This window comes from Roseovarius mucosus, assembly GCF_002080415.1.
GTDB lineage: Bacteria > Pseudomonadota > Alphaproteobacteria > Rhodobacterales > Rhodobacteraceae > Roseovarius > Roseovarius mucosus_A.
This window is the reverse complement of the sequence record NZ_CP020474.1, coordinates 2394289-2412599: the sequence shown is the minus strand read 5'-3', so window position 1 is coordinate 2412599 and position 18311 is coordinate 2394289. Positions and strand designations below refer to the sequence as shown.

Genomic DNA, 18311 nt, shown 5'->3' with positions numbered 1-18311 from the left:
TCACGTCACTGGCCATGCCGCCGCGCGCTCTTTGAGATGGTTCAGGAACGCTTGCACTTTGGTAGTGCGGTGCAGGTCCATATGAGTGACCAGCCAAAGGGGGGCCGCCCATTCAGGACGGGGCGGCGTCACCTGGATAAGCCCCGGCATTTCTGCGGCCTGCAAGACTGAGGTGAACCCGATCCCGGCCCCGGCTAGGATGGCGTTGCGTTGTGCATGCACATCGCCCGAGCGAAACACGATTGCCTCGCCCGGCACATTGTCCTGCAACCAGCGCAGGAACGGCGCGCGTGTCTTGGGATCATCCGCGCCGACAAAGCGGTGATGCGGCAGATCCTCGGGCCCTTTGGGCAGGCCATGGCGCGCGACGTAGCTTTCACTGGCATAAAGCGTGAACTGTTGCTGAAAGAACGGCTGTACCACGTTATCGGGCTGATCCGGCACAGCGCCTGCCCGGATCGCAACATGCGCCTCGCCGTATTCGAGCCGAAACAGGCGGTCGCCGGTCAAATAACGCACCACCAATGCCGGATACATCTCTTGAAACGCGGCCAGCACCGGCACAAGCAGATGGCTGAGCCCGCCAACCGAGGTCACGACCAACTCGCCCGAGACATCGTTGCCCTGCCCCTTGATCCGCCCGGCCAACTGATTGAACTGGTCATCGGTTGCCTGCGCCACGCGCAACAGGTCTTCGCCCGCCTCGGTCGGGGTATAGCCCCGCGCATGGCGCTGAAAGAGCTTGACGCCCAGCCTCTCTTCGAGCGCGTCGATGTGGCGGATAACGGTGGCATGATGCACGCCCAGCACCTCGGCCGCGCCGCTCACGGTGCCGATCCGCGCCACATTATAGGCGGTCCGCACCTCGTCCCAATTCTCCATCACGCCGATCACCCTGCCCAGCTATCCCGTTCGCCTAGCAACTATGCGGCGGCGACGCGGCGGTTGCAATCACCCGTAATGCGCGTAGCCTGTACGCGTCTCTCACAGCAGCGGCCAACCGATGAAAGTCACGCACAGCAGCCCAGATCTTTTGATGATCGAGGACATGCCTTGGTTCATGGCGATCATGCTGGGCCTGTTCACAGTTTTGTTTGCAGGTGTCGGCCTTTTGGTTATGCCGCAGACCCTTGTTGGCGGGCTGGTCTTTTTGATCGGCGGCGGCGGGTTGGGCTTTGCAGGTGTGTGTATTTTTGTTGAACGTCTGCAAGTGATCTTGGATGCGCGCGCGGGCACCGCGATTTTGCGCAGCCGAACCATCCTGCGTCACCGCGAGACGGTCTTTGACCTCTCGGACGTGATCCGAGCCACGGGCGAGAGCACGCTATCGGGCGGCGAGACAAGCACCGATCCGTCGCGCGTGCGCCGCCCCGTGCATCGCCCCACGCTTGTTCTGCGGGATGGGGCGGGCGGCGCGCCGCTCTTGCATCCGATCACCGAGATCTATGACAGCAGCCGCGCCTCGGCGGAGGTGGTGCGCGCGATCAATCACTGGTTGGCCGAGTTGCGCGGTCCTGACCCCATGCTTGACTCTGCCCCACCCGCGCGCTAAACGCCCACGCAATCCCGGAGGCCCATGCTTCCGGTCCCGGCCCTGTGTCGGGATCGCCCCCCGTCAGCGCGTTGCGCCCACGGGGGCGTTTATCGTTTGAACCGTTGCCCCTATATGGGGTGACATGGCAGCAACCGGCAAAGGAGCCTGAGCGATGTTTGAAAATCTATCCGAACGCCTCTCCGGTGTCTTTGACCGGCTGACCAAACAGGGGTCGCTGTCTGAAGAGGATGTGAAAACCGCCCTGCGCGAGGTGCGTGTCGCCCTGCTGGAGGCCGACGTTTCCCTGCCCGTCGCGCGTGATTTCATCAAGACGGTTGAGAGCCGCGCCACTGGGCAGGCTGTTACCAAATCCGTGACCCCCGGCCAGCAGGTCGTAAAGATCGTACATGACGCGCTGGTCGAGACATTGCGCGGCGAAGGCGATCCCGGCGCGCTCAAGATCGACAACCCGCCTGCGCCGATTCTGATGGTCGGTCTGCAAGGCTCGGGGAAGACCACCACCACCGCCAAACTGGCCAAGCGGCTGAAGGACCGCGAAGGCAAGCGGGTGCTGATGGCCTCGCTTGACACCAACCGCCCGGCGGCGATGGAACAACTGGCCATTCTGGGCAAACAGATTGGCGTCGATACCCTGCCCATCGTCAAGGGCGAAGACCCGGTTCAGATCGCCAAACGCGCCAAGACCCAAGCGGCCTTGGGCGGCTATGATGTCTACATGCTCGACACCGCAGGGCGGCTGCATATCGACGCAGAGTTGATCGCGCAGGCGGCGGCGGTGCGGGATGTGGCCAACCCCCGCGAAACCCTGCTCGTGGTCGATGGCCTGACTGGTCAGGATGCCGTCAACGTCGCCACCGAGTTTGACGACAAGATCGGCGTGACCGGCGTTGTTCTTACCCGGATGGACGGGGACGGGCGCGGCGGTGCGGCGCTCTCGATGCGCGCGATTACCGGCAAGCCCATTCGCTTTGTCGGCCTTGGCGAAAAGATGGATGCGCTCGAAACCTTTGAGCCGGACCGTATCGCAGGCCGCATTCTGGGCATGGGCGATATCGTGGCCCTTGTGGAAAAGGCACAGGAGACCATCGAGGCGGCTGAGGCCGAAAAGATGATGCGCCGCATGGCCAAGGGTCAGTTCAACATGAACGACCTCAAGGGTCAGCTTGAGCAGATGCAAAAGATGGGTGGCATGCAGGGGCTGATGGGCATGATGCCCGGCATGGGCAAGATGGCCAAACAGGTCGAAGATGCCGGGTTTGACGACAAGATGCTCACCCGCCAGATCGCCATGATCCAGTCGATGACCAAGAAAGAGCGCGCCAATCCTGCGCTGCTTCAGGCCAGCCGCAAAAAACGGATCGCTGCCGGATCGGGCATGGATGTGTCTGACCTCAACAAGCTGCTCAAGATGCACCGCCAGATGGCGGATATGATGAAGAAAATGGGCAAGATGGGCAAAGGCGGCATGCTGAAACAGGCGATGAAAGGCATGTTTGGCAAGGGCGGCATGCCCGATATGAACGACCCGCAGGCCATGGAAGAAGCGGCCAAGGCATTGGGCGGCAAGCTGCCCGGCGGTATGGGTGGCAAATTGCCGGGCCTCGGCGGCGGCATGGGCCTGCCCCCCGGCCTCTCTGGCTTTGGCAAGAAGAAGTGACCATGGCTTCTTCTTGGCATAAATACTCATATCCGACCCAGCAACCGGCACCTCGCCAGAGGGGGGCCCGGCCATGACCCTCACCCAGGCCCCCGTGCTGGAAACCCCGCGCCTCATCCTGCGCGGGCCGGAGCCGCGGGATCTTGAGCCCACCATCACCTTTCTGCTCGACCGCGACCGGTCCGAGGGCTTTGGGTCATCACCCAACCGGGGCGAGGCGTGGCGGTGGTTCGCGCTCAACGTCGGGCATTGGCATATCCACGGCTATGGGTATTTCACCATCGAGATGAAGGACACCGGCGAGACCGCAGGGATCGCGGGCATCTGGAACCCCGAAGGCTGGCCCGAACCGGAATTGGGCTGGGCGCTCTATGCCGGGTTCGAGGGGCGAGGCATCGCCTATGAGGCGGCCGCGCGCGCGCGCCGCTATGCCTATGAAGATCTGGGCTTTGATACGCTGACCTCGAATATCGTGCCGGGCAATACCCGCTCTGTCGCGCTGGCCGAACGGCTGGGCGCGTGGTTCGAGCGGGAATATGACAACATCCACATGGGCCGCGACCTGCTTTATCGCCACCCCGGACCCGATGCCGCCTCTGGCCGCGATGATGACGGCTCGGTTGAGGCCTACGCATGACCCACGCTTTTTCTTTCAGCCGCCGGAGTCTCGCATGACTGACGCAACCGCCCTTGCCGCGCAGCTTCTCAAGGAGCATCGCCAAAGCATTGATCGGCTCGACGCGATCCTCGTCTTTACGCTGGCCGAGCGTTTCAAGCACACGCAGGCCGTGGGGAAACTCAAGGCTGAATACGACCTTCCCCCGTCCGATCCCGCGCGCGAGGCGCAACAGATCGAACGGCTCGAAGAATTGGCAAAAGCGGCTGATCTCGACCCCGCCTTTGCCAAGGAGTTTCTGAACTTCATCATCGCCGAGGTGATCCGACATCACCAGAAGCACCAATCGTAAGGTGGGCCTGAGCCCCGCCAAACCCACGCCATTATAAGGAGAATATCAAATGGCCATGAAAATCCGTCTCGCCCGTGGTGGCAGCAAAAAGCGTCCTTTCTACCGCATCGTCGCGGCCGACAGCCGCATGCCGCGCGATGGCCGCTTTATCGAGAAGCTGGGCACCTATAACCCGCTCCTGCCGAAAGACAGCGAAGATCGCGTCAAGATGGACATCGAGCGCGTTCAGCACTGGCTGGCACAGGGCGCACAGCCGACCGACCGCATCAGCCGCATGCTGGAAGCCGCAGGTATTGTTGCCAAGAAAGAGCGTGCCAACCTGAAAAAGGCCGTTCCGGGCAAGAAAGCGCAAGAGCGCGCTGCCGAGAAAGCCGCCAAGGCCGAGGCCGCCAACGCCCCTGCCGAAGAGGCAGCCGCCGAGGAATAAGACTGGAAAGGCGCTGGAATGTCGCAATTTTCCAAGGACTTCCAGACCGGTCTGCGCGATCTCATGCGATGGCGGCGCGATGTGCGCCGCTTTCGCCGGGACGCGGTGGAAGAGGCTGTCTTGCAAGACTGCCTCGACACCTTTCTTCTATCGCCCTCTGTGGGGCTGAGCGAACCATGGCGCGTGATCCGGGTGCAATCGCCCGGCGCGCGCGCTGCGGCGCTAGAGAATTTCACCACAGCCAATGCGCAGGCGTTGGCGGGCTATGAGAGCGACAAGGCGCGCGTTTACGCGGGCTTGAAGCTATCGGGGATGCAAGACGCCCCGGTGCAACTGGCGATTTATTGCGAAGAGGCAACCGACAAGGGCGCGGGTCTGGGGGCGGGCACCATGCCAGAGATGCGCCGCTATTCGGTGGTGGGCGCGATCACGCATTTCTGGCTGGCGGCGCGCGCGCAGGGCCTGGGCGTGGGTTGGGTGTCGATCCTCGATCCTGAGCAGTTGTCGCGCGATCTTGAAGTGCCCGCTGACTGGGCGCTGGTGGCCTATCTGTGCGTCGGCTGGCCCGAGACCGCGAGCGACACACCCGAATTAGAGCTGGCCGGATGGGAAACCCGCCGTCCCACCCTGCCAACCGAGGTGCGCTGAGCATGACCCTGTTGCGCATCAAGGGAATTGAGCGGATCATCCCCCTATCCGCACAACCGGAGACAACCCCATGAGCGACAGTGACCGCATTTGCGTAGGCGCCATCGGCGGCGCATTCGGCGTGCGTGGCGAGGTGCGGCTCAAGAGCTTTACCGCCATGCCCGAAGACATCGCGGCCTATAGCCCGCTGAGCACCGAGGATGGCGCACGCGCCTTTGACGTGACCCTGACGGGCCAGACCACCAACGGTTTGACCGCGCAACTTTCTGGCATCAGCACCAAAGAGGCCGCCGATGCGCTGCGCGGCATTCGGCTCTATGCGCTGCGCGCGCAATTGCCCAATCTGCCGGATGATGAGTTCTATCACGCTGATCTGATCGGGCTTGAGGTGTATGACACCGGCGGCGCGGTATTGGGGCGGGTCAAGGCCGTGCTCAACCACGGCGCGTCCGACATTCTGGAAATCCATGCGCCGGGGATGTCTGCAACCATCCTGTTGCCCTTTACCACCGAAGCGGTGCCGACCGTCGATCTGGCCGCAGGGCGCATCATCGCCGATCCGCCCGAAGGCCTGATATGAGCGGCACACCCCGCTCGCACGGGCGCAAATCCATCCGTGCCACCATGACCCCGCGTGAATTGATCACGCCCACGCCGGAACTGGCGGGGGTTTGGACAGCGCGGGTGATTACCCTTGTCCCACAAGCCTTTCCCGGTGTGTTGGGCGAGAGCCTGACAGGACGTGCGCTGCAAAACGGTCTCTGGGCGCTCGATGCCATTGACTTGCGCCCCTATGGCGAGGGCAAACATCGCAATGTCGATGATACGCCCGCCGGGGGTGGCGCGGGCATGGTGATCCGCGCCGATGTGATGGGGCGTGCGATTGACGAGGTGATGGCGGGCACCCCGCCCGGCTGGCCGCTGATTTACCTGAGCCCGCGTGGTCGTAGGTTTGATCAGGCCATGGCACAAGACCTGTCGCAACGCCCCGGTGTCACCCTTATTTGTGGCCGGTTCGAGGGGCTGGATGAGCGCGTGATCGAGCATTATGGCATCCAAGAGGTGTCCTTGGGCGATTTCGTAATGACCGGCGGTGAAATAGCCGCGCAGGCGATGATCGACGCCTGTGTGCGCCTGTTGCCCGGTGTTCTGGGCAATGCCGAGAGCACGGAAGAAGAAAGTCATTCCAACGGGTTGCTGGAGCATCCGCACTATACCCGCCCCGCCGAATGGATGGGCCGGGTCATCCCCGAGGTATTGACCTCTGGCGATCACGCCAAGGTGGCGGAATGGCGGCGCGCGATGTCCGAGCGGCTGACCGCCGAACGACGCCCCGATCTGTGGGAAAAACACCGCAGAACCCATCCTGACAAGGCTTGATCCAGCCCACGCTTGCGCCTATACACCGCCTTGCTTGGAATCGGTTGCGGCTCCGGGTGCGTTTGTTATTGGCTAAATCTCCCGCCAGACTTTCTTCGGTCGCCTGCGGCAGCCCCGGCAAACGGATCACAGACAAGGACGACCTGAACTCTGGCGGGCGCATCTGCGGACCCGGAAGAAGACCAAGAGCTCTGAGGACGCGAGACATCTTTGCGGGAAAAACCGCAAGCAAATCAGGAGAGAAGCGATGGATATTATCGCTCAGTTGGAGGCGGAACAGATTGCCGCCCTCGGGAAGACCATTCCCGATTTCAAAGCCGGCGACACGATCCGCGTCGGTTACAAAGTGACCGAAGGCACCCGTAGCCGCGTTCAGAACTTTGAAGGCGTCTGCATCAGCCGGAAGAATGGCAAGGGCATCGCCGGTTCATTCACAGTCCGCAAGATTTCCTTTGGCGAAGGTGTGGAACGTATGTTCCCGCTCTATTCGACCAACATCGACAACATCGAGGTTGTTCGCCGTGGTCGCGTACGTCGCGCCAAGCTGTATTACCTGCGCTCGCGTCGCGGCAAGTCTGCGCGTATTGCAGAGGATTCCAACTACAAGGCCCAATCGGGCGCTTCCGCGTAAGGATTGGTACGATGAAAAAAGACATCCACCCCGATTATCACGTCATCGACGTCAAGATGACCGACGGCACCATCGTTCAGATGCGCTCGACCTATGGCAAAGAGGGCGACACGCTGTCGCTTGACATCGACCCCACGGTGCACCCCGCCTGGACCGGTGGCAGCTCGCGTCTGATGGATGCCGGTGGCCGTGTGTCCAAGTTCAAGAACAAATACGCTGGCCTCGGGTTCTAAACCCTGTTTCCAGCCGGATACGACAAACGCCGCCCTTTGGGGCGGCGTTTTGCATGGGGCACCGGCGCAGCTTTACTTTTTGGTAAGGATTGGGGTATAAGCAGGACATCCGAAAATCGGTTTTCAGTGTCCTCACCGAAAACGTGACCCTGCGGAGCTGCTACTCCGCAGGGTCTTTTCTTTCAGGGGGTTAGATCCCCATCAAGAGCCGGATGATCCCAACGAGCAGCGTGCCCGCTGCAAGTAAAACCATCCATTTCCGAAAGTCGGGTTCTCTCAGTTTCCTCACCTCCTTGCGCTGCAATGGGTTGCAGCAGGACTACAGCACCCGGTTGGCGTGAAGGAGAGGTTAAAATTGTCGATAATCTTGGCGATTTTTAGCTGAGCCAGCCCCCACCCTTGCACCTGTGCCGCAACCGGATAAAACGGACAGGCATACGGGCAAAGGGCGCACAATGGCGACGGCACTGATCATATTGGCAGCAGGTCAGGGGACGCGGATGAATTCCGACCTTCCCAAAGTGCTGCATCCTATCGGCGGCGCGCCGATGCTAGGGCATGCCATGCAGGCGGGTGCGACGCTGGAGCCAGATCAAGTGATCGTGGTGGCCGGGCACGGGGCCGAGGCGGTGCGTGCAGCGGCCCATGACTTTGACGAGACCGCAGAGATCGTGATCCAGTCCGAGCAACTGGGCACCGCGCATGCGGTGGCGCAAGCCGCGCCGCGTCTGGTGGATTATCCGGGCGATGCGCTGGTGCTCTATGGCGACACACCCTTTGTTCAGCCTGAAACGCTGGAACGGATGCAAGCGGCGCGCAGCGCCCATGACATTGTTGTGCTGGGGTTCAAGGCGGCTGATCCGGGCCGCTATGGCCGGTTGGTGATGCAGGGACAAGACCTTGTTAAAATTGTCGAATTCAAGGATGCGACCGAGGCCGAGCGCGCGATCACGCTCTGCAATAGCGGCGTGGTTCTGGCACCGGCAGCGCTACTTTTCGATCTGATTTCAGAGGTGGGCAATGCGAATGCGGCGGGCGAGTATTACCTGACCGACATCGTGGGTCTGGCGCGGGCGCGGGGGTTATCGGCAACCGTTGTCACCTGCGACGAGGCCGAGACGATGGGCATCAATTCCCGCGCCGAACTCGCACGGGCCGAGGCCGCGTTTCAGACGCGCAAACGGGCAGAGGCGCTGGAAACCGGCGTGACGCTTGTCGCGCCCGATACGGTGCAGTTTGCCTATGACACATGGCTGGGCCGCGATAGTCTGGTCGAGCCTTATGTGGTCTTTGGCCCCGGCGTCACGGTCGAGACGGGCGCGCATATCCGCGCCTTTTCACATCTTGAGGGCTGTCATGTTGCGCGTGGCGCGGTGGTGGGCCCCTATGCCCGCCTGCGCCCCGGCACCGAATTGGCGGAACATGCCCGCATTGGCAATTTCGTTGAGGTGAAGAATGCGCTGATCGGCGAGGGGGCCAAGGTCAATCACCTGAGCTACATCGGCGATGCGCGTGTAGGCGACGAGAGCAATATCGGCGCGGGCACCATCACCTGCAATTACGACGGTGTAAGCAAGCATGAAACGGTGATCGGTGCGCGGGTTTTCGTGGGCTCGAACACGATGCTGGTGGCCCCGGTGACACTGGGGGACGGGGCGATGACCGGCTCGGGATCGGTGATTACGCGCGATGTGGCCCCGGACGCGCTGGCCATTGCACGCGCACCGCAGGTGGACATGCCGGGGCGCGCGCGCAAGCTGTTCGATATGTTGAAAGCACGCGCCGGAAAACGCGACAAAGGATCAAACTGATGTGTGGGATTGTCGGAGTTCTGGGGGATCACGAGGCGGCACCGCTGCTGGTTGAAGCGCTCAAGCGGCTGGAATATCGCGGCTATGACAGCGCCGGGATCGCCACGATCAACGACGGGCGCCTAGATCGCCGCCGCGCGGTGGGCAAGCTGGTGAATCTGGCCGATCTGCTGGTCCATCATCCCTTGGCGGGCAAGGCGGGGATTGGCCATACCCGCTGGGCCACACATGGCGCACCCACCGAGGCCAATGCGCATCCGCACCGTTCTGGCCCGGTGGCCGTGGTGCATAATGGCATTATCGAGAATTTCCGGGCGCTGCGGGCAGAACTGGCCTCGCATGGTATCGCCCATGAGACTGAAACCGACACCGAGACCGTGGCCCTTCTTGCGCATCATTTCATGCAGCAGGGCATGGGCCCGGTCGAAGCGGCACGCGCCACAATCGCGAGGCTAGAGGGGGCCTATGCGCTTTGTTTTCTGTTTGAAGGCGAGGCTGATCTTTTGGTCGCGGCGCGACGCGGCAGCCCGTTGGCCGTGGGCCATGGCGACGGTGAGATGTTCGTGGGCTCAGACGCCATCGCTCTGGCCCCGATGACCGACCGGATCACCTATCTGGAAGAGGGTGACATTGCCGTCGTAACGCGCGACAGCCTTGTGATCACAGACGTCAATGGCCATCTGGCCAACCGCCCGATCAAGACCATCGAGATCGAGGCCGCCCGCGTTGACAAGGCCGGGCACAGGCATTTCATGGCCAAGGAAATCGCCGAACAACCTTCGGTGATCGGCGCGGCGCTTGGGCATTACCTGAGCAGCGATGGAACCTGCCTGACCCTGCCAGAAGGCGTGCCGGACTTTGCAAAAGTGGAGCGGCTGACGCTGGTGGCCTGCGGTACCGCCTATTACGCCTGTCTCACTGCGAAATACTGGTTCGAACAATTGGCACGCCTGCCGGTCGAGGTCGATATCGCCTCTGAGTTCCGCTATCGTGAGCCGCCCGTGAGCCCCGGCACAACCGCGCTCTTTGTCAGCCAATCCGGCGAGACCGCCGATACGCTGGCAGCACTGCGCTATATGCAGGGGCGCGCGGCAAAAATCGTGTCCGTGGTCAATGTGCCCGAGAGTTCCATCGCCCGCGAAAGCGATCTGGCGCTATCGATTCATGCCGGGGCCGAGATTGGCGTGGCCTCGACCAAGGCCTTTACCTGTCAGTTGACCGTGCTCCTGCTTTTGGCGCTCAAGGCGGCCCAGGACCGGGGCCATGTCGGGGCGGAACGTCTGGCGGATCTCTTGTCCGGGCTGCGCGCCTTGCCCGCCACGTTCAATACCGCGATGGAGCGCAACGAACAGATCAGAGCCATCGCGCGCCAGCTTGCGACTGCACCTAGTGCGCTGTTTCTCGGGCGTGGATTGATGTATCCACTGGCGCTGGAGGGTGCGCTGAAGCTCAAGGAAATCAGTTATATTCATGCCGAGGCCTATGCCTCGGGCGAGTTGAAGCATGGACCAATTGCGCTGATCGACGAGACGATGCCGGTGGTTGTTATGGCACCCTGCGATGCGCTGTTCGACAAGACCGTTTCCAACATGCAAGAGGTTATGGCGCGCGGCGGTCGTATCCTTCTGGTGTCGGATGCGCGGGGTGTGACGCAGGCAGGCGATTGCGTGTGGCAGACCATCACCCTGCCCGATACCGATCCCATTCTGGCACCCATCCTCTATGCCCTGCCCGCACAGTTGATCGCCTATCACACCGCCGTGGCCAAAGGGACCGATGTGGATCAGCCCAGAAACCTTGCAAAATCTGTTACGGTCGAATGACAAGAGAGGTAAGGCAAGCCGAACCACCCATGTCGGACGTGCGCAGCTTGCATTGGCAGGAGGGCTCGGTTAGAGCGCAGAGACTATTTCGATCACTCAGGACATGATGACGCCGCGCATTTTCATCATAATGGCTGTATTTCAGCCGGAGCCTGAGTATCTGGCGGCGCAGATCCAGTCGCTTGTGGCGCAGACTCATACCGACTGTCATTTGGTGGCCGTTATCGCGGACACCTGTTCCAAGGATCTGGTCCTCGAGACGGCGATGGCTGTAGCACCGGGCCTGCCGCTGACGATGGTTTCCGGCGATGTCGCGCTAGATTCTGTGCGCGCCTTTGAGGCGGGGCTAAGCGAGGCGCTACGCCTGATCGACGCCGAGGGACTGGGCGAAGACGCAGCGCTCATCGCCCTTTGCGATCAGGATGACATCTGGCATGCGGATCGTCTGGAGCGCGGCGTTGCAGCCCTGGTCAAAAGCGGTGCCGATCTTGTGCATAGCGATGCGCGCCTCGTCGGGCCGGATGGCACAACCGTGCTGCACCGCTCGATGTTCGCCTTTGAGCGGCGCAAGAAAAACCCCGGTCTGCGCGGCCTGCTCTATCGCAATAACATCACTGGCATGACCACGCTGATGCGGCCCCGGCTGGTGCGGTTGGCGCTACCCTTTCCGCCGCAAAGCGGGGTGCATTTTTACCATGACCTCTGGCTTGGCCTGTTGGCCGCGGCAACGGGCGGCGTGCATCTGATCGACACGCCCTTGGTTGATTATCGCCAGCATCAGAGCAATGTGATGGGCGCGATTGACCGCACCCAGCCCCGAGGACCGCGCTGGAAGCGCCCCGATGCCATGTGGATGCGCAAGGAGGCGACTGCCTATGCGCTGGCGCGATACCTTGGGCAATCGACCTATAACCGGCTGAGCGATGCCGTTACCGATGGCAGCCTGAGCCATGGCGAGGCCAAAACCGCGCCGCTGCGCCCCTATCTGCGGCGGATGCGCGGCATGGGGACACATTTGCGCGATGCGGTTGTGTTGGGCCTGCAGGGGCATGCGGGGTTAGCACGGATCGCAGCGGGATTTGCCGTGGTCAGTATCGGCCGTGCCGTCTGGACGCTGCGGGAAGCGTTTGGGCCAGGCCTCAAGAGCGCGATCGACGGATTTGACACACGGCTTTATTCGCTCTCGCCGGGGATGTCACCGCGACCGCCGCGCAACCTGACAGCACCGGCAAAGCCACCGGTCAAGCACGAGAGCATTGTTGATCTGCGCAAGGAACCGCGCTTTGTGCCGGAGTTCTCGGCACCCCATGCCGCGCTGAACATTCTGGTGCCAACGCTCAATCCTACGGAAATCTTTGCCGGGATCGCCACAGCGTTGGACATCGGGCTGGGTCTTGCGGTGCGGGGTTATCCTGTGCGCTTCATTGCCACCGATCTCCCGATGTCCTCTCCGGGCACCACGCAGCTTTTTTTGGGGCGCCTTGGGCAGGGGCAGGACCGGGAAGCGACAGCCGCGCGCATCAGCCTGCTCTGCGGCGTGCAGAACGAAACCCTACCGCTCCATTCCGGGGATATGTTCATGGCCACGGCATGGTGGAGCGCGCATGTCGCCGAAAGGTTGATCCGGCGGCATGAGATGGCGCAAACCCGGTTTCTCTATCTCATTCAGGATTACGAGCCGCATTTCTATGCCTGGGGCCCGGAATTCGCCGATGCCATGGCCAGCTATCACTTTGATTTCGAGCCGGTGTTCAACACCACCCTGTTGCGCGACTGGTTTTCCGAGCAGGGGTTCGGCTTTGCCACCGGGGATGTTCTGGCGTTTCACCCGTCGATCGACATTGAACGCTATAGCCATGTTGCGCGCCGAGCAGCGGGCAAGGGGCCGCGCCGTCTGGCGCTCTATGGGCGGCCAGATGTGCCGCGCAATATGTATGCCACCGCAATCGAGGCGCTTGCGCGGTTTGTCAGCAAAGAGAATTTGGGCCCTGAGGATATCGAGCTTGTATCCATCGGCCAGCATCACAGTGATGTCGCCCTGCCGGGCGGGCATATTTTGCGGAGCCTCGGTAAGTTGCCTTGGGAAGATTATCCCGACTATTTAGGTACCGTCGATGTGGGATTGTCGCTGATGTATTCGCCTCATCCCAGCCATCCACCGCTGGAAATGGCTGCGGCCGGGGTACGGGTTGTGACCAATGGATTTGGCCCAAAGGACCTGAGCCGGTTGAGCCCTGCCATCCTGTCGGTGCCTGCCACGGCACCGGATTTGGCCGACGCACTTGGCCTCGCATGGCACGCAGCACCCGTGAGCCAATCTGAACGCGAGATTGATCTGCGCGATCTAGGCAGTCATCCCGAAGACATGATCGACGATCTTGCCAATCGGCTTGCCACACAGCTTGCACGAATCTAGATATCTGCACCATGGCACAAAAGATCATTCTGCACATCGGCTCGCCCAAATGTGGCTCGACCTACCTCCAGCGCGTGATGGTGCAGAATTCTGAGACGCTCTTGCGGCAGGGCATTCACTATCCTGCGCCTGAGGGCTCGCATCCGGGCAATGCTGCGCATCTGGCAGAGATCAGCCAAGCCGAGATCGACGCCATGTTCGCAGAGGGGGCGCATACGGTGGTGCTGAGTCATGAGGATCTCTATTCGCTGTCAAAGCGGGGCACTGCGCTTGCCGAGATCACCAAAAAGGCCGGGATTGCTGTGCAACTGCTGGTCTTCCTGCGCCCATTCAGTGATTTCGTGTTTGGTGACTATTCGCAATTCATGAAGCAGTTTTTCGATACCTTTCTGGCAGAGCGCAAACCTTATGGGGGCCGCGATTTCGAGACCTTTGCCAAACGTCGGATCGACACGATGAAGCCCGCCGCCTATCTGACGAATTGGAGCAAGCTGTTTCCCGAGCTGCCGATCATTCTGGACAGCCATCGCAACATCAAATCTGTTCTCGATACCGTTCTGGGCCAGCCTCAAGATATGGTCTGGGACGTTCCGCATCACGAGACCAACCCCTCTTTAAGGATGCAGGACTGCGATATCATCGCGGCATCCATGCTGGATCCGGCCTGTGCTGATGACGACATTAAGCAAATGTTTCTTAATGCGTTTCACCACACGCAGGAACCGGATATGGGCCGCAATCCAGAACGGGTCGCTTGGCTGGAAGAGCAGTTTAGACCGCATAACGAGGCTCTTCTGGCGCAATTCGGCTTTGACAACCGCGCCCCCGTGCCCCGTGACACGGACGCCTGAAAACGCCGGTGTAACAGAAACGTTTGCGCGGTCAGGGCATAATCAGCCCGAAGCCGCCTTGTCGCTTTTCATCAATTCCTGATGGTGCGCGATGGCCGCGTCGACATCGTCATAAAGGCTGAGATGCCCATCCTCGAGCACACCGGCAAGCGAGCAGAGGCGTTTAACCTGCCCCATGTTATGCGTCACCATGATCGCCCCGCTCTGCGTGATCCGCTCAGCAAAAAGCAATTCGGATTTTTCACGAAAGGCAGCATCGCCGACCGCTGTCACCTCGTCCACGAGATAGGTTTCAAAGTGGATGCCCATCGACACCCCAAACGCGAGGCGCGAGCGCATGCCCGAGGAATAGGTGCGCACCGGCAAGTTGAAATGCTGGCCCAGCCCCGCGAAATCAGCGACGAAATCGACAAGTTCCGCAGTATCGACGCCATATACCCGGGCAATGAAGCGGACATTCTGTAGCCCGGTCATCTCAGGATGGAAGCTACCGGCAAAGCCCACTGGCCAAGAAATCGTGCCGGTGCTGATCACCTCTCCGCTGTCGGGGTCCATGGACCCCGACAACATCTTGAGCAGGCTCGACTTGCCCGCACCATTACGACCGAGAATGGCCACCGCCGTGCGATCCGGGAAAACCGCGGAAATGTTGTCAGCAACCACCTTGCGCCGCCCGTTGAGCACGAAGGTCTTGCACAGGTTGCGTATCTCGATCATCGGACGTGTCCGCTCAGCGCCTGTCGCGCAGGGAGTAATAGACCATCACCAGGACCGACCAAGACAAGAGCAGGAAGCCTGAGATCATCAGCAACAGCAATTCGCGCTGTGGATACTCGGCGGTTTCGGCCAAGGTCGGGGAAATATGGGTGGCCAGATAGCGCGATTGCCGCTGCGCTTCGGCCAAGGCAACGTCGCGCGCGGCAAGCGCAGAAAGATAGCTCTTTTCGGCGAATTGCCGCTCGAGTTCGAGAGCCTGATACTCTTCGATCAATTCGGAATACTGCTGAACCCCGGACACACCAGAAGCGCCACCGAAAGCCGACCGCTCTTCGTTGATCAGTTTCTGGATCGCCGCAATCTTGCGGTTGGCCTGATTGACGCGCGGGTCGCTTTCGTTGGCATTATCGAGCAAAAGCTCGAGCTCGATTTGTGCCTCAGCCATCTGTGCGCTGAGCGAATTCAGCAGACCCATTTGCCCCTGAACATCGGCCGCCGGATCGACGATCTGTGTCCGGTTGCGGAAACTGGTGAGCGACCGGTTGGATACTTTGAGCCGATCCTCGGCGCGCGCCAGTTCTTCTTCGGCGTAGCGCATGGCGTCGGCGCGGGCGATGGCCGACAGCTGGTTGATCATGTTGCTGCTCTCGGCAAACACAACCTCTGCCACGGCTCTGGCATCTTGCGGCTCAAAGGCGAGCACGCGGATTTCCACAAGACCACTGCTGCGGTCATAGAAAATCTTGACCATGCGCTGCCAATAGGACAGCAACGCCTCGATCCTTGTATCGTCGCCGAGCGTGAAAACCGGATCGCCGGAGCGCTGGTAAATCCGTGCCATATCAAGTTGATCGTGGACGGCGCGCACGATTTGCGGGCTCTGGATGAATTCGTAGAGAATATCCGTGTCCGAAGAGCTGGACCCCGACAATTCGGTGATGCCGCCCAAGAGCTCGATGGCAGAACCGATTTCCTCTGTGCGCACCGAAAAGCCGACATGGCTTGCGTATTGGTCACGTGCGACTGTGTAGAGATACCCGCCCGACACTACGACTGGCAGAATCACCCAAATCACAAAGCTGAGGGCAATGAGAACATGCCGCGTGCGAATTCCCGCCGGCCTTGCAGGCGGACGCAAGGACGTCTTGGCGGAAGGGGCCTGAACCACGTTCGGACCCGGCCCAGTCTTGGGGGCGGCACCCTGTTCAGAGGGTTGAGCCGCTTTTTCCGCAGGAGAATTGGACTGGTTCAAATCTTGCTCTTTGGTCTGTTGTTGTCCGATCACATCTGTCGGATGGGGATTTTCTATCAAAGGACAGGGTGATACACCATCCGTCAAGATGACAAATGTAACCTTTGCCCCGGCCCTGCCGCGCAAGCGCACGGGCACCGTTCAGACCGTGATTGCGTTGATGCTGCGCGAGATGTCGGCGACCTATGGGCGTTCGGCGCTTGGATACCTATGGGCGGTGCTTGAGCCGGTGGCAGGAATTTTCCTTCTGACCTTCATCTTTTCCCTAGGATTCAAAAGCCCAAGTCTCGGCACCAATTTTCCCTTGTTCTTTGCAACCGGCATTCTGCCGTTCATGGCCTATATGGACATCAGCAATAAAATGTCGGTCTCGCTGCGCTTTTCCAAGCAGTTGTTGTTCTATCCCGGTGTGACCTACACCGATGCCCTGATTGCGCGGTTCATTCTGAACGTCATAACCAGCATCATGATCGCGGTGATCCTGTTGCCTCTGATTATCATTGTTTATGATCTCAATGTTATCGTCGACATGAGGGCTATTGCGTGGGGCTATACGCTTACCTTTGCGCTTGGGGCCGGGGTTGGCACGCTCAACTGCTTTTTGTTGTCGGTGTTTCCAATCTGGGAACGGGCTTGGGCTGTGTTGAACCGCCCCCTTTTGATCATTTCCGGTGTGATTTTTCTCTTCGATACCGTCCCGCTGCCCTATCGGGATTGGATGTGGTGGAATCCGCTGATCCATCCTATCGGGCTGGTGCGCAAGGGCATCTACAGCACCTATGACGCCACCTATGTCTCTTCGGTGTTCGTGATGGCCGTATCGGGCATAACACTGGCGCTTGGTCTACTGCTGCTCCGCCGGTATCACCGGGATATCATCAATTTCTGACGCGCAGTGCCGTCACAGAGCGCTTGAGCAGACCCAATCCACGCTCGATGGTCCCGCGCGCGCGCAGGTTATTTTGGCTGTCCACGTGATAGGCTGCAAGGATGCCGGCCGCCTCTGCGCCTAGCGGAATTTCGCTTGGCGCGTCCTCCTCTGGCACCATGTCAAAGGCTGGTATGCCCCCGAGAAAATTGCGTGCGAGCGCGGCATTCGAGGTCTCGCAATTTCGCAACAAGCGTTGCCGACGAATATGGGTCAGCAGGAACCGGCGCTGAGGTACGCGGACCAGCCGTGGGGCCACGTCAAAGAAGCGATCCACCTCTTGCTGGACCAGCGATAGTGATACGCCCCGATCCAGCATCGCACGTTTGAGATAGCGCGCAGGCTCTATCAGGCCGGTCGGCGGGCTGACATTGTGATGCTTTGGACCGGCAGACCCCTGCGGCAGCATATCCGCAACATCGAGCGCTTCAAGAAAGCGGCGCACCGCATAGTCAGGCCCCTGCTCTGGTCGCAAGGGCACCGCGAGCACATTGTCATGCCCCACGAAGCGCGCCCAGTTCATCAGCATCGCGTTGTAGTTGAGCACCTGTTTTTCGACCCGCTCGTTCAGAAGGGCCACGATTCCCCGACGCCAGTCTGCACCGCTTTTGACATGCTGCTTGTAGTCGGATTCGATCCACAGATCTTGTCGGCGGAAATAACAGATCACGCAGACGTCGAAACCGGCCTGACGGATGCGCGCAATCAACTCTTCCGCGACGGCCCCGCGCGAGACCCCAAAAAGATACTCGGAACTGAGGATCACATTGCCCTCGGGCCGCAGAAAGTAATCCAGCAGTTCCCAGCCGCGCCGCGTGTCGCCCGTGATGAGGGCATTGGCCAGATGGCTGGCATTACCCTGCTCTGGAATTTGCTCTCCGGGTGCGAATGTATAATTCAGGCCGCGCGCGGCCAGATCGTCTGCATGAGCCGCGAGATAGGCCTGAATCGACGTCGTCGCGCATTTTGGCATCCCGACATGCAGAAAAAGGCGCTTGGCCATGATGAACGAAG

Annotated in this window: 19 protein-coding genes; 15 read left to right on the top strand and 4 right to left on the bottom strand. The window is 60.7% G+C overall.

The window, feature by feature from the left end; all coding sequences use genetic code 11:
* Positions 1-882, bottom strand: a complete 882-nt coding sequence (locus tag ROSMUCSMR3_RS11505) for a LysR family transcriptional regulator (RefSeq protein ID WP_008279671.1) — start codon at positions 880-882, stop codon at positions 1-3.
* A 121-nt stretch (positions 883-1003) separates the two neighbouring features.
* On the opposite strand from ROSMUCSMR3_RS11505, the gene ROSMUCSMR3_RS11500 reads away from it, so the two are divergent.
* The 14 genes from ROSMUCSMR3_RS11500 to ROSMUCSMR3_RS11435 all read left to right on the top strand — a co-directional run bounded on the left by ROSMUCSMR3_RS11500 (position 1004) and on the right by ROSMUCSMR3_RS11435 (position 14400).
* The gene (locus tag ROSMUCSMR3_RS11500; protein WP_081507402.1) at positions 1004-1552 is read left to right on the top strand and encodes a hypothetical protein; all 549 of its coding nucleotides are present in this window, start codon (positions 1004-1006) and stop codon (positions 1550-1552) included.
* 154 nt (positions 1553-1706) lie between these two features.
* Complete coding sequence (ffh, locus tag ROSMUCSMR3_RS11495; protein ID WP_081507401.1) at positions 1707-3212, top strand: signal recognition particle protein; 1506 nt, start codon at positions 1707-1709, stop codon at positions 3210-3212.
* A gap of 73 nt (positions 3213-3285) precedes the next feature.
* Entirely contained in the window at positions 3286-3849 is a 564-nt protein-coding gene (locus ROSMUCSMR3_RS11490; protein WP_081507400.1) for a GNAT family N-acetyltransferase, read from the top strand.
* A 34-nt stretch (positions 3850-3883) separates the two neighbouring features.
* The gene (locus tag ROSMUCSMR3_RS11485; RefSeq protein ID WP_008279676.1) at positions 3884-4180 is read left to right on the top strand and encodes a chorismate mutase; all 297 of its coding nucleotides are present in this window, start codon (positions 3884-3886) and stop codon (positions 4178-4180) included.
* 49 nt (positions 4181-4229) lie between these two features.
* Positions 4230-4607, top strand: a complete 378-nt coding sequence (gene rpsP, locus ROSMUCSMR3_RS11480) for a 30S ribosomal protein S16 (protein ID WP_008279677.1) — start codon at positions 4230-4232, stop codon at positions 4605-4607.
* An 18-nt stretch (positions 4608-4625) separates the two neighbouring features.
* A complete protein-coding gene (gene bluB, locus ROSMUCSMR3_RS11475) occupies positions 4626-5255 on the top strand; it encodes a 5,6-dimethylbenzimidazole synthase (RefSeq protein ID WP_081507399.1) in 630 nt (209 codons plus the stop codon).
* A gap of 70 nt (positions 5256-5325) precedes the next feature.
* On the top strand, positions 5326-5835 hold the full coding sequence (gene rimM / locus ROSMUCSMR3_RS11470) for a ribosome maturation factor RimM (RefSeq protein WP_081507398.1): 510 nt from the start codon (positions 5326-5328) through the stop codon (positions 5833-5835).
* Positions 5832-6635, top strand: a complete 804-nt coding sequence (gene trmD, locus ROSMUCSMR3_RS11465) for a tRNA (guanosine(37)-N1)-methyltransferase TrmD (protein WP_081507397.1) — start codon at positions 5832-5834, stop codon at positions 6633-6635. The genes rimM and trmD overlap by 4 nt, the downstream gene beginning before the upstream one ends.
* 247 nt (positions 6636-6882) lie before the next feature.
* Positions 6883-7266 (top strand): 50S ribosomal protein L19, encoded by a 384-nt coding sequence (rplS, locus tag ROSMUCSMR3_RS11460; RefSeq protein ID WP_008279681.1) that lies wholly within the window; start codon positions 6883-6885, stop codon positions 7264-7266.
* An 11-nt stretch (positions 7267-7277) separates the two neighbouring features.
* Positions 7278-7499: a 50S ribosomal protein L31 gene (gene rpmE, locus ROSMUCSMR3_RS11455; protein WP_008279682.1), complete on the top strand. Its 222-nt coding sequence runs from the start codon at positions 7278-7280 to the stop codon at positions 7497-7499.
* Positions 7500-7954: 455 nt separating this feature from the next.
* Entirely contained in the window at positions 7955-9310 is a 1356-nt protein-coding gene (glmU, locus tag ROSMUCSMR3_RS11450) for a bifunctional UDP-N-acetylglucosamine diphosphorylase/glucosamine-1-phosphate N-acetyltransferase GlmU (protein ID WP_081507396.1), read from the top strand.
* Entirely contained in the window at positions 9310-11133 is a 1824-nt protein-coding gene (gene glmS, locus ROSMUCSMR3_RS11445) for a glutamine--fructose-6-phosphate transaminase (isomerizing) (protein ID WP_081507395.1), read from the top strand. Before glmU ends, glmS begins: the two co-directional genes overlap by 1 nt.
* Positions 11134-11263: 130 nt before the next feature.
* The gene (locus tag ROSMUCSMR3_RS11440) at positions 11264-13549 is read left to right on the top strand and encodes a glycosyltransferase (RefSeq protein WP_237183438.1); all 2286 of its coding nucleotides are present in this window, start codon (positions 11264-11266) and stop codon (positions 13547-13549) included.
* A gap of 11 nt (positions 13550-13560) precedes the next feature.
* Positions 13561-14400 carry a hypothetical protein gene (locus ROSMUCSMR3_RS11435; RefSeq protein ID WP_081507393.1) on the top strand — a complete coding sequence of 280 codons (840 nt, stop codon included), beginning with the start codon at positions 13561-13563 and terminating at the stop codon, positions 14398-14400.
* A gap of 42 nt (positions 14401-14442) precedes the next feature.
* Here the strand turns inward: ROSMUCSMR3_RS11435 and ROSMUCSMR3_RS11430 are convergent, their stop codons facing one another.
* Both ROSMUCSMR3_RS11430 and ROSMUCSMR3_RS11425 read right to left on the bottom strand, forming a co-directional pair.
* Positions 14443-15117, bottom strand: coding sequence for an ABC transporter ATP-binding protein (locus ROSMUCSMR3_RS11430; protein ID WP_008279688.1), 675 nt, complete (start codon positions 15115-15117; stop codon positions 14443-14445).
* A gap of 13 nt (positions 15118-15130) precedes the next feature.
* Positions 15131-16192 (bottom strand): sugar transporter, encoded by a 1062-nt coding sequence (locus ROSMUCSMR3_RS11425; RefSeq protein WP_237183437.1) that lies wholly within the window; start codon positions 16190-16192, stop codon positions 15131-15133.
* Positions 16193-16457: 265 nt separating this feature from the next.
* Here ROSMUCSMR3_RS11425 and ROSMUCSMR3_RS11420 point away from each other — a divergent pair, with 265 nt between their 5' ends.
* On the top strand, positions 16458-17258 hold the full coding sequence (locus ROSMUCSMR3_RS11420; protein ID WP_008279690.1) for an ABC transporter permease: 801 nt from the start codon (positions 16458-16460) through the stop codon (positions 17256-17258).
* Here the strand turns inward: ROSMUCSMR3_RS11420 and ROSMUCSMR3_RS11415 are convergent.
* Positions 17248-18300 (bottom strand): hypothetical protein, encoded by a 1053-nt coding sequence (locus ROSMUCSMR3_RS11415; RefSeq protein WP_081507392.1) that lies wholly within the window; start codon positions 18298-18300, stop codon positions 17248-17250. The genes ROSMUCSMR3_RS11420 and ROSMUCSMR3_RS11415 overlap by 11 nt on opposite strands.
* Positions 18301-18311 lie beyond the last annotated feature (11 nt).